This window comes from Streptomyces sp. NPDC054765, assembly GCF_053612065.1.
Genome location: NZ_JBSHBP010000130.1, coordinates 1 through 8,470 on the forward strand (window position 1 = coordinate 1; position 8,470 = coordinate 8,470).

Genomic DNA, 8,470 nt, shown 5'->3' on the forward strand with positions numbered 1-8,470 from the left:
AGCAGCCTCGGCTACCGCAGTCCCGCCGAATATGAGACCGCACTCGCAGCCTGACCACCACACCAATGGTGTCCGTCAAAGCGGAACAAGCTCACGCATTGCCGGTGTCGATATGACGGGGGCGCCGCCTTCTGCAGACCTGCGTGTTCTGGATCTCGGTGACGCCACGCTGTTGCCTGGTCTCATCGACTCTCACGTACACCTTGCCTTCGACCCCGACGACAAGTCGAAGCAGGCGATGGCAGATGAAGATGCCGACACCACCCTGGCACGCATGCACGTCCACGCCGGGCAACAGCTGCGGGCGGGTGTCACCACCGTACGGGACCTCGGCGATCGTCATTTTCTCGCCATATCACTCCGTGACCACTACAGGGCAGGGAGAGAGGCAGGTCCGGAGGTTCTCGCCGCCGGACCGCCCATCACGCGAACTCGCGGACACTGCTGGTTCTTGGGCGGCGAAGCCGACGGCATGGCGGCCGTGGAAGCCGCCGTCGAGGAGCGGATCGCACGCGGCGCCGACGTAGTCAAGATCATGGCAACCGGTGGCGTAATCACCCCTGGATGGGGGCCGCACCAGTCACAGTACACACGCGACGAACTTGCAGCGGTAACCCGGGCGGCCCATGCACACGGCAGACCGGTCACCGCGCATGCTCACGGTCGGAAGGGAATGGCTGATGCCGTTGCAGCCGGCGTCGACGGCATCGAGCATGCCTCCTTTTTTACCGAAGACGGTGTCGAACCCGACTGGAAGACCGTTGCGGCCGTGGTGGAGGCAGGCATCTTCATCGGCGCCACCGAAGCATGGCTCCCGACAGGCTCGATGGTCGCACCACACATGGCCAAGCGCGTAGAGCAGCGAAGTGCGAATTTCGCACGGATGCACCGCGAAGGAGCGCGACTGGTCTGCTGCTCCGACGCCGGTGCCGGTCCCCGCAAACCCCACGGCGTGCTCCCGCACGGGATCATCCACCTTGGCTCTCTCGGTCTCACCAACACCGAGGCACTGGCTTCGGCCACCACCCTCGCCGCACAGGCATGTCGGCTGGCCGATCGCAAAGGACGGATCGCCGTCGGGTACGACGCCGACCTCATCGCAGTAGCCGACAATCCCTTACACCATCTGGAAACGCTGCTCGACATCCGAGCCGTGATCCGAGCTGGAAGGATATTCAAGGGCTGATCCCGCTCGCCTGCAGGGAGATCCAGCGCCTGTTCGCGATGCTCGTCGCCCAGCCCGTGCACGACGTGGCCCACCGGCTCGATCGGCCCGCCTGGCGACGCCGCCACCAGGCCGGCCATTACTGTCGACAAGCCGCGAATCAGACATGAAGATCACGATCTACGGCTCGAGTACTACGCCGGCCCCGTCATGGATCCGTGCTGAAGCGTTCGTCTGCCCCTGCCCCTGCCCCTGCGGCGAGGTGGCGTCGACCTGTGAGGTCTTCGGGTTCACGGGTGGACCGTCCTGGACGCGGAGTCGGATGTCGCGGGTGCGGCCTGGTAGCCGGCTGCCTGGAGGGTGAACATCTGGGCGTAGTCGCCTCCGAGGGCCATCAGCTCCTGGTGGGATCCTGATTCGGTGATGCGCCCGCCGTCGAAGACGTAGATGCGGTCGCACTCGACGACGCTGGCCAGGCGGTGGGAGATCAGCACGGTGATCTGGTCGTCTCGGAGCTTGCCACGTAGCACGGCCTGGTAGACGTCGTGTTCGGCGCGCGGGTCCATGCTTGCGGTCGGTTCGTCCAGCAGCAGCACGGGGGCGTTCTTGTACAGACCCCGGGCTACGGCGACCTTCGCCCACTGGCCGGCCGACAGCTCCTGGCCGTCGCGGAAGCGCTTGGAGAGCAGCGCCTGCCAGGTGCCGGGCAGCCCGGCGATGACCTGTTCTGCGCCGGAGGCCCGCGCCGCGTCCAGCGCCCGCTGAGGATCCGCCTCGGTGAGCGTGCCGCGCGAGACCGTGAGGTTCGCCAGCGCGCTGAAGGGGAAGTGCACCGGGTCCTGCAGCACGGTGGCCACACGCCTTTGGAGGGATTCGGTATCCAGGTCCGCGGCATCCACCCCATCCCAGAGCACCGCACCCTCCTGGGGGTCGTAGAGACCGGCGATCAGCCGTGAACAGGTGCTCTTGCCGGACCCGTTGAGGCCGACGAAGGCGACGGTCTCCCCGGCATGCAGGGTCAGGGAGATGTCATCGAGCGCAGGGGTGTCTTTGCCGGGGTAGGTGTAGCTGACGTTCCGCAGGGTGATCGTTCTGACGGATTCCGATGCTGTCCGTTCGCGTCGGCGGGGCTGCAGGGCGCGACACCGCTCCTGGAAGGCAAGGAGGTCGGTCACCCACATCGCGTGCTCGTAGACAAGGTGGGCGACATCGACGAACCGGGTCAGGGAGGTCTGGACTGCCTGGATGGCGATGACCGCGCCCGCGCCGGCCGCCAGCGGAAGCCACCCGGCGATCAGCATGGCCCCCAGCGCGAGGTAGGTGACCCCGGCTCCCATTCCGCCCAGGCCACGCCCGGCCAGTGTCAGGAGGGCGGCGCTCACGCCCAGGCGGGTGTCCTCCTCGGCGATGCGGGTGGTGAGGCGGTGATGCTCGTCGAGCAGGGCCCGTTGGGCAGTGTCCGCGCGCAGTTCGGCCGCCGAGTCGCGGTCCAGCAGGAGCCAGGAAAAGACCCGCACCCGGCGCTGCAGGGCGTTCCACCGCTTGAAGCTGTGGAAGCGTGCTCGCGCGGTGCGCACTGCGGCGGCTCCCACGGGCAGGACGGACAGCGGAAGCAGGGGGAGCAGCAGGGGGTGCAGGACGGTCAGCACGCCGGCCGTGCCGATCAGTCCCAGGAGAGCGGAGGCCATGGAGATGACCTGGCCGACGATCTGCCGTGCGTAGAAGAGCCCGCGGTCGTTGGCCCGATAGGCGTCGTCGTGCCAGTCGGGGTCGTCGACCACCTCCAGGCGGACGTGTGCGGTCAGTTGGAGAAAGTCGCTCTCCAAGGCGGTGCGGATCTTGGGTGTGACGCGGGCCTGTGCGACGGCGACCCCGGCTTCGAGCAGGGCCCGCGCGGAGAGGAAGGCCACCACGAGCAGGATCTGCGGGACGGCGGAGCGGACCTTGTCCGGGGTCGGTCCCTGGGCGAACAGCTGGTGGAGGACGGCGACGGACGCTGCCAGGCCGAAGGCGGACATTGCCGCGGACACCAGCTGGAGCACCACCACGGCCATGGTCGCCGGACGGTCGGCCCGCCACGCCAACTGGCCGGTCTGGCGCACGATGCGGGGGAGTCGGGCGAGGATCTGTCCGACCGTCGCCTTGGCCGCGGCGCCGTCGTAGACCGACCAGTACGCCTCTTCGAGGTCGTCGGTGATGTCGTCGCTCGCCGGGCCTGCGGGCACATCCGCCGGCGGCAGCGCCAGGGGATCGAGGCGCGGTGCGGGCACCTTCCTCCGCGGGTCGGGGGTGTCGGCCGAGGCGGTCGTCTCGCTCATGCTCCCCACCTCGTATCCGGTCGTGTTGAGCGGCGAGCACCACGCACGGGAGCGTCAACTGCACGCCCCGGGGAGCCCTGTGGCGGACAGGGGAAAACCCGGTGATGTTCGAACCGGCTGGGTCCAGGCGCGGGCACGGTTGCGAGATTCACGGTTCCTCCGGGAGGGACTGATGAGTACACGTGCTCTAAGAACGGCCCGGATCATGCCCCCGTAACGGGCACTTCGGGGGCAGAGGGTGAACGCATGTTCCGGTCGCCGGTGGAGGCCGCTCGGCCGCCGGCCTGTGTGCGTCTGCGGGCGCTCGAACAGCCCGGGTCGCTCTTTCGGGGTATTGCGGCGGTCGGCGGGGCGACTTCGAGAAGGGCGGGCGCGAGTGGCGGGTGTGGGTGGCAGGCGGGTGGCAGGGCGCCGGCGGATGCTGCCGCTGCTCCGGGGCGTATCGGGGTGAGGGGGCTGAGGTGTCCGGGGGCCGGTTCGCTTGCCGGCCGGGCCAACTTCCCTCGTCATGGCGGCCGGCCCGCACGGATGACACCGGTCCGCGTATGCCCCGTCCCCGCCGCGGTGTGTGGCCGTCCGCCTGAGGGCCATCGGCTGCTCACTGCACACACCCGGGAACGCGCGACGGCCGGTCCCGCATCTCACCGATGCCCCCGCCGACGCTCTGGGAAAGGGAGAGGGCCGGGCGGCTCTGCCCGGCCAGACGCCCGCGGGTACGCCGGACCGGCTCGGGCGTCCGGACCGGCCTGGCGTCCGAGCCCGGCCAGGCGCCCGGACCGGCCCGCTGGAACCGGGCTCCGCATGATCGACTGCTGTAACGAGCCCGGACCGCCGGCCTGCCGCAGCCGCGGCGCACGAGGTCCCGTGCGTTATCGGTTGACCTTGTTCGCGCAGGCGATGCAGGTCGTCGCCGTCGGGCGGGCGGTGAGCCGTGCGACGGAGATGGGGCCGCCGCAGCGTTCGCAGCGGCCGTAGGCGCCGCTGCGTATCCGCTGGGCAGCGCGGTCGAGATCGTCCAGGTCGGCATGCGCTTGCTTGAGCATGTCCCGCAGATGGGCTCGCTCGAACGCGACCGTGGCTCCCTCGGGATCGTGCTCGTCGTCGTTGGCGGTCAGCGCCGCCGCTTCGACGACGCCGTCCCACAAGCGCTTCAGCGAGTCGATCAGCCGCTCGGTACTGGCTCGGGCGTCATCGATCTGCTCCGTCGCGGCCGTCCATGGCGCTGCCGAGCCTCCGGCGTTTTTTCCGGTGTGATGCTCCACGACTGAACATAACAAAAAGTGTGATCTGGCTATTCCGGCCATCGCTGCTCAGGCCTGATCCGGCCGGTTTGACGGCATCCGGCCGAGGAACCGCCGCTGATCCTGTCCACGGCCGCCACACCCTTCGCCGGAACCCGCCGGCCGGCCAACCAGCCGGCCGCAAAATCGCCGGGCAGCAGCTGGACGGTCCGGAACTCGTTCGGCAGCTGATCCATGACGTTCTCGCCGGCGCCGACGATTGCAGCATGCCGATGGGGTGAACACCGCCGCGATGCGGTGCACATCGCCGCACTCAATTCCCGTGCGGTGGGCTTGATGTGACTGATGGTGTGCGGCGGCGAGCCTCTTTGGCGTCTTCCGGGTGGTCTGTACCGTCAGCCCGGCGAGGGGGCCGACCGTATGCGATGAGGAGTCCGGACCGTGACAGCCGTTCAGCAGAAGGAATCGCTGCAACCAGTCAGGCGGCGGAAGAATGCCGGACGGGTGGTGGTGAATTGGCTGACGACCACCGACCACAAAACGATCGGCACGCTCTACCTGGGTACGTCGTTCGGATTCTTCATGGTCGGCGGTCTTCTGGCGCTGGCCATTCGGGCGGAGCTGGCCCGCCCGGGACTGCAGATCCTCTCGAACGAGCAATTCAACCAGGCCTTCACGATGCACGGCACCATCATGCTGCTGATCTTCGCGACGCCGTTGTTCGCCGGTTTCGCCAACTGGATCATGCCCTTGCAGATCGGCGCACCCGATGTGGCTTTCCCGCGGCTCAACATGTTCGCCTACTGGCTCTACCTGTTCGGCTCCCTGATCGCCCTGTGCGCCTTCATCACACCGGACGGGGCCGCCGACTTCGGCTGGACCGCGTACACCCCGCTGTCCGGCCCCATCCGTACCCCCGGCATCGGCGGCGACCTATGGGTGATGGGCCTGGCCTTCTCCGGCTTCGGAACGATCCTGGGGTCGGTCAACTTCATCACGACGATCATCTGTCTGCGCGCCCCCGGCATGACGATGTTCCGGATGCCGATCTTCACCTGGAACATCCTGCTGACGGCGGTGCTCGTGCTGCTGGCCTTCCCTGTCCTGGCCGCCGCGCTGCTGGTAATGGAGGCGGACCGCAAATTCGGTGCACAGGTCTTCGACCCGGCAAACGGGGGCTCGTTGCTGTGGCAGCACCTGTTCTGGTTCTTCGGCCACCCCGAGGTGTACATCATCGCGCTGCCGTTCTTCGGCATCGTCACCGAGATCTTCCCCGTGTTCAGCCGTAAGCCCATCTTCGGCTATATCGGACTCGTCGCGGCGACGATCTCCATCGCGGGCCTTTCCGTCACGGTCTGGGCACACCATATGTTCGTGACCGGTGCGGTACTTCTGCCGTTCTTCTCCTTCATGTCCTTCCTCATCGCCGTCCCGACCGGGGTGAAGTTCTTCAACTGGGTCGGCACGATGTGGCGCGGTTCGCTGTCCTTCGAGACTCCCATGCTCTGGTCCATCGGGTTTCTGGTGACCTTTCTCTTCGGCGGGCTCACCGGCGTTCTGCTGGCCTCACCGCCGATGGACTTCCATGTCTCCGATTCGTACTTCGTCGTCGCGCACTTCCACTACACGGTGTTCGGTACCGTGGTCTTCGCGATGTTCGCCGGCTTCTACTTCTGGTGGCCCAAGTTCAGCGGCAAAATGCTTGACGAACGGCTCGGCAAAATCCACTTCTGGACCCTGTTCATTGGATTCCATCTCACCTTTCTCGTCCAGCACTGGCTGGGCGTCGAAGGCATGCCGCGCCGCTATGCGGACTATCTGGCGTCCGATGGCTTCACCACGCTGAACACCGTCTCCAGCATCGGTTCGTTCCTGCTGGGCCTCTCGATGCTGCCGTTCCTCTACAACGTCTGGAAGACGGCGAAGTACGCCCCGACGCAACTCGCCGACGACCCATGGGGCTACGGACGATCCCTCGAGTGGGCCACCTCGTGCCCGCCACCGCGTCACAACTTCGCCACGCTGCCCCGTATCCGCTCCGAGTCACCGGCCTTCGACCTGCATCACCCCGAGGTCGCCGCGCTGGACGACGCCAGGAAGGCCGCCGCGCTGCGCCAGGTGGGCGAACCCGAGGGGTCACGCCGCAGCGAGCGCCCCTCGGGGAACGAGCCGCGCTGAGCGGGCCGCGCCATGACCGACAGCCGAACGCCGGACAGCCGCACCGTCCAGGCGGGCATCGCGAGCATGGAGGGCTACCTCCTGTGGCAGGCCGAGATCGACCGCGCCCGCACCGACGCCGAAGCCGTCGTCGCGGCCCTCGACTGGCCAACGGATGCCCAACGGGAGGAACTGGTCGCCCTGTTGGCCGGCAGGCAGCTCGATGTCTCGCGGATGGCCGTCACGCGTATCGCTGCCCGCGCCCTCCAGGTCAGGCGGGAGTACCAGCAGCGCTATGACCTCCTCAAGCGCCGCGTCCTGGCAACCGCGTTGGCCGTGCTGACGGCCCTGGTGTTCCTCAACGTCCTGTTGCGGGCCGTCTGACCGGCGCCGGCGCCACGAACCGGGAGGGGCGGCTCCGGCCACCGGCGTTCCGGCCGCAGTGTTCCGGCCGCCGGCCTTCCGCCCGCCGCGACGGCAGACCTCGCGACCGGGCCATCCGCAGCCTCCTGTGAGGCCGGCCCAGGTCAGGTGGTCTTGATCTGACCGCCGTCGATGACGAATTCGGCGCCGGTGATGTTGCCGGCGCGGGGGGAGGCCAGGAACACCGTGAGGTCGGCGACCTCCTGGGGTTCGGTGATCCGCCCGGTGGAGATGCCCATCTGCTGGGGTACCACCTCGTCCAGTGCCGCCTGGGCGGTACTGCCGGCACCCGCGGCGACAGCGTCGGCGAAGCCGCCCGGGTCGGTCCAGAAGGGGGTGCGGACCGGTCCGGGGGCGACGGAATTGACGCGTACTCCGCGCGGTGCGAACTCCTCCGACAGTGCCTTGGTGAGGCTGCTCAACGCGGCTTTGGCGGCCGAGTAGTCCACCACCATCGGGAACGGGAGGCGGGCATTGACGGAGCTCACGTTCACCACCGCTCCGCCTCCGCCGGCGAGCAGCAGCGGCAATGCGGCACGACTGGCCCGGACCGCACTGAAGAAGGTCAGGTCGAAGACCTGCTGCCACTCGGCGTCCGCGATGTCCAGGAAGCCGGCCCGGGGATGGGTGGCCCCGAGGTTGTTGACCAGCGCGTCGATCCCGCCGTGCCGGTCCGCGGCGGCCTTGACCAGCCGGTCCGCACCGTCGGCCGCCGCCAGATCGACCGGGACGAAGGTGACGTCGTAGTGCTCGCGCAGAGCGGCGAGCTGAGGCGTTTCGGTACGGCTGCCGACGACGACATGGGCACCTTCCCGGCCGAACGCCTCGGCGACCGCCAGGCCGATGCCCTTGCTCGCGCCGGTGACGAGGGCGACCGTGCCCTCGAGGTTCAGATCCATGGGCGTCCGCTCCTGCACCGTTGTCCGGGAACCGGGAAAACCGCTGAAACCGGGCGCATGGGTTCAGTATTCACCGCCGGACAGGCATCGGCACCCGGTGCCAGGAGGAGTCCCGGCGGAAGCACGGCACCGTCCCGCCGCGGCCACCGCGCCAGGCCGGCCGGGCGGGGCCGGCTGCGCGTCCCCGGTACAGGGCGCAGACCTGGTCACCGGGAGCCGGCGGAACCCCGCGGCTCGCTGTGGGTGCACCTCAGGCAGATCCTGAGG

The 8,470-nt window shown here is 68.4% G+C and carries 6 protein-coding genes; 3 read left to right on the forward strand and 3 right to left on the reverse strand.

Annotated features, from left to right (window positions below):
* A partial coding sequence (locus ACWGJY_RS37085; protein WP_453265302.1) for an amidohydrolase family protein occupies positions 1–1,186 on the forward strand: 1,186 nt, incomplete at its 5' end.
* A 269-nt stretch (positions 1,187–1,455) separates the two neighbouring features.
* Here the strand turns inward: ACWGJY_RS37085 and ACWGJY_RS37090 are convergent.
* A complete protein-coding gene (locus ACWGJY_RS37090; protein WP_453265303.1) occupies positions 1,456–3,483 on the reverse strand; it encodes an ATP-binding cassette domain-containing protein in 2,028 nt (675 codons plus the stop codon).
* Between the two features lie 869 nt (positions 3,484–4,352).
* Positions 4,353–4,745, reverse strand: coding sequence for a TraR/DksA family transcriptional regulator (locus tag ACWGJY_RS37095; RefSeq protein WP_453265304.1), 393 nt, complete (start codon positions 4,743–4,745; stop codon positions 4,353–4,355).
* A 420-nt stretch (positions 4,746–5,165) separates the two neighbouring features.
* On the opposite strand from ACWGJY_RS37095, the gene ctaD reads away from it, so the two are divergent.
* Both ctaD and ACWGJY_RS37105 read left to right on the forward strand, forming a co-directional pair.
* Positions 5,166–6,902 (forward strand): aa3-type cytochrome oxidase subunit I, encoded by a 1,737-nt coding sequence (ctaD, locus tag ACWGJY_RS37100; RefSeq protein WP_453265305.1) that lies wholly within the window; start codon positions 5,166–5,168, stop codon positions 6,900–6,902.
* A 12-nt stretch (positions 6,903–6,914) separates the two neighbouring features.
* Positions 6,915–7,265, forward strand: coding sequence for a hypothetical protein (locus ACWGJY_RS37105; RefSeq protein ID WP_453265306.1), 351 nt, complete (start codon positions 6,915–6,917; stop codon positions 7,263–7,265).
* A 143-nt stretch (positions 7,266–7,408) separates the two neighbouring features.
* On the opposite strand, the gene ACWGJY_RS37110 is transcribed toward ACWGJY_RS37105, so the two are convergent.
* Positions 7,409–8,203 (reverse strand): oxidoreductase, encoded by a 795-nt coding sequence (locus ACWGJY_RS37110; protein WP_453265307.1) that lies wholly within the window; start codon positions 8,201–8,203, stop codon positions 7,409–7,411.
* Positions 8,204–8,470 lie beyond the last annotated feature (267 nt).